This window comes from Spirillospora sp. NPDC049652 (assembly GCF_040675125.1).
Classification (GTDB): Bacteria; Actinomycetota; Actinomycetes; order Streptosporangiales; family Streptosporangiaceae; genus Spirillospora.
Window position 1 is genome coordinate 1 of sequence record NZ_JBFAOF010000874.1, and the last position, 3,050, is coordinate 3,050.

Genomic DNA, 3,050 nt, shown 5'->3' on the forward strand with positions numbered 1-3,050 from the left:
ACGACGAAACCCCCGCGAGGCCCCTGCCGCCCGGCCGGCCGCTGACGGCCGTGCGGGCGGCGACCCGACGAGGTCCGGAGGGCCGGCCGGGCTCAGCCGAGGCGGCGGGGGCCCAGCTCGGGGCGCGGGCCCATGGGTCGTTGCAGGCGCAAGCGGACGCCCCGCACCGAGACCCCGGAGGCGTCCGCGATCACCGGGTTCAGCTCCAGCCGGGCGACCTCGGGCAGATCGTCACCGAGCCGCGCGACCCGCTGCAGCAAGTCCTCGACGGCTGGGACGGCCACCGGTTCCGCGCCCCGGTGGCCGAGCAGCAGCGGCGCGGTCCGGATGGCGCGGACCATCTCGGCCGACTCGGCGTCGGTGAGCGGCGCGAGCCGGTAGGCGCGGTCGTCCAGCAGCGCGGCGGTCTCGTCGGCGAGCCCGAACGACACCACGGCGCCGAAGGACGGGTCTTCCGAGGTCACGATGCGGACGGGCACTCCCGGGCCGTCACCGTCCGTCTCAGGCCCGTCCGCGGCCACCCCTTCGACCACGGTCTCCAGGGACGAGGAGGCCGGGGCCGTGTCCGGCTCCGCCAGCTCGATGCCGTAGCAGGTCAGCAGCTCGGCCGCCTGCGCGCGCGAGGCCGTGAGCGGGGCGGCGTCGCCGGGCAGGTCGGCCAGCCAGCCGCCGACCAGCGCGCGGGCGCGGCGGCGGTCCTCCGGGGTGACCTGGTCGAGGACGCGGCCCGGCGGGCGTTGCCGCCACTGCGCGTACCTGATCACGTAGGCCAGCGCCCGGACGGCGTCCTCGGGGGCCGGGTAGGACGGCACCGACCCGGCGGCGGCGCTGCCGTCCGGAGCGGTGATCCGCAGGTCGGCGGGCATGCCCTTGTGGCCCAGGTAGGTCGCCACGATCGGCTTGGACGACCCGGCCGCCAGCCGCAGGATCTTCTCCGGGACGCGCACGTCGTAGCCGCCGATCGTGGGCGGGGTGAACAGCGCGACGACGGCGTCCACGTTCTCGTCGCGCAGTGCGGAGGCGAGGGCCGCCTCGTACGCGTCCGCGTCGGCGAGGGGGCCCAGGTCCACCGGCGGGCGGACGCGCAGGCCGTGGGCGACCGCCGCGTCCTGGGCGAGCAGGCCCAGCGAGTCGGAGTTGTCGATGATCGCGATGCGGTCCCCGGCGGGGAGCGGCTGGTAGGCGAGCAGCTGCGCGACGTCGAACAGCTCGGAGAGGTCCTCGACCCTGATCACGCCCGCCTGCGCGAACAGGGCGCTCACGGCGTGGTCGGGCAGGCTCAGCGCGCGGGCCGCGTGCCCGAGCGGGACCCCCTGGGTGCTGCGTCCGCTCTTGACCGCGACGATCGGCTTGCGCCGCGACAGCCGGCGGGCCAGGCGGGCGAACTTGCGCGGGTTTCCCAGGGATTCGAGGTAGAGCAGGACGGCCTTGGTGGCCGGGTCCTCCTCCCAGTACTGCATGAGGTCGTTGCCGGAGACGTCCGCGCGGTTTCCGGCGGAAACGAACGTGGAGAGGCCGATTCCGCGTTCGGCGGTCCGCTGGAGGATCGCCGTGCCCAGCGCGCCGGACTGCGAGAAGAAGCCCACCGGACCGCGTCCCGGCAGGGTGGGGGCGAGGGTCGCGTTAAGGCGGATGTCCTGGTCGGTATTGGCGATACCAAGGCAGTTGGGGCCGACCACACGCATGCCCCAGGCACGCGCCAGGCGGACGAGTTCCTCTTGGCGTGCGCGCCCTTCCGGCCCGGATTCGCCGAATCCCGACGAGACCACGACCAGCCCGTGAACGCCCTTGCTCGCGCACTGCTCCACGACCTCGTGCACGGCATTGGCCCGGACGGCGACGACGGCGAGGTCGATGTCATCCGGGATATCCAGGACGGACTCGTACGCGCGCACGCCCGCGACGGCCTTGGCGGTCGGGTGCACCGGGTAGACGGGACCGCTGAAATCGCCGCCCAGCAGGTTCCGCAGGACGGTCTGCCCCACACTGTGCTCGGCCCGGCTCGCGCCCACGACCGCCACGGACTTGGGCGTCATGAGGCGCTGGATGGACCGCGCCTCGGCCCGGTGCTCGCGCGCGGACGTGACCTCCACGGAGGTCTCGGTGGGCTCGATGTCGAGGACGAGTTCGATCACGCCGTCCTCGAAGCGCTGCTCGGCCCGGTAGCCCGCCTCCCGGAAGACCCGCGTCATCCGCCGGTTGTCGGGCAGGACGCTGGCCACGAACCGGTGCAGGCCCCGCTCGCGGGCCGCGGCGGCGATGTGCTCCAGCAGGACGGCCCCGAGGCCGCGCCCCTGGTGCGCGTCCTCGACGAGGAAGGCGACCTCGGCCGTCCCGGGCCGGTCGGTGAGCCGGTCGTACCGGACGACCGCCACCATGTCGCCGCCGATCGTGGCGATCAGCCCGACGCGGCGGTCGTGGTCCACGGTGGTGAAGTGCGCGATCTCACGGTCGGACAGGTGCGGGCGGGGCGAGAAGAAGCGGTAGTAGATCGTCTCGGCCGACAGCCGGGCGTAGAAGGACCGCAGCAGGTCGGCGTCCTCCGGCCGGATCGGCCGCAGGTGCGCCGTCCCGCCGTCGGTGAGGACGACGTCGGCCTCCCAGTGGTCCGGATAGTCACGCTGGTCCCGATGGTCCCGCTTGCTCTCCCCGCTCACGCACCCGAGACTAGGCCACGGGTCACCGTGACCCGCGTCCGCCTCGACCGTGAATGCACCGGTCCGGGCGGTGTGAAGCGGCATGCCCTCGGCATCGCCGCGCGTTCGAGACCTCATCGGAGGTCAAGAGCTGTTACGGTCGTGCCTACGCCCTGCCCCGCGCGAACTCCGCCCAACGCCCTGCCTACGCCCACTCCGCCGCTCATGCGGGCCGTGTTGATCGAGGTGATGACCCCATGACCCGGGTAGTCGTGGTTGGCGACCTGATGACCGACACCGTGGCACGTGCCGCCTACCCCCTCGCGAAGGGCAGCGACACGCCCGCGGCCGTCACCAGCCATGGTGGCGGGTCCGGCGCCAACGTCGCCGCCTGGCTCGCGCTGGAGGGCGCGG

The 3,050-nt window shown here is 73.8% G+C and carries 1 protein-coding gene and 1 pseudogene; one reads left to right on the plus strand and one right to left on the minus strand.

Translation table 11 applies throughout. The annotated features are described in order from the left end of the window. Positions 1–92 precede the first annotated feature (92 nt). The gene (locus AB0J52_RS34160; protein WP_500187024.1) at positions 93–2,657 is read right to left on the minus strand and encodes a bifunctional acetate--CoA ligase family protein/GNAT family N-acetyltransferase; all 2,565 of its coding nucleotides are present in this window, start codon (positions 2,655–2,657) and stop codon (positions 93–95) included. Between the two features lie 236 nt (positions 2,658–2,893). Between AB0J52_RS34160 and AB0J52_RS34165 the strand changes: the two are divergent. Next, positions 2,894–3,050 (plus strand): annotated as a pseudogene (locus AB0J52_RS34165) (sugar kinase); the annotation flags it as partial.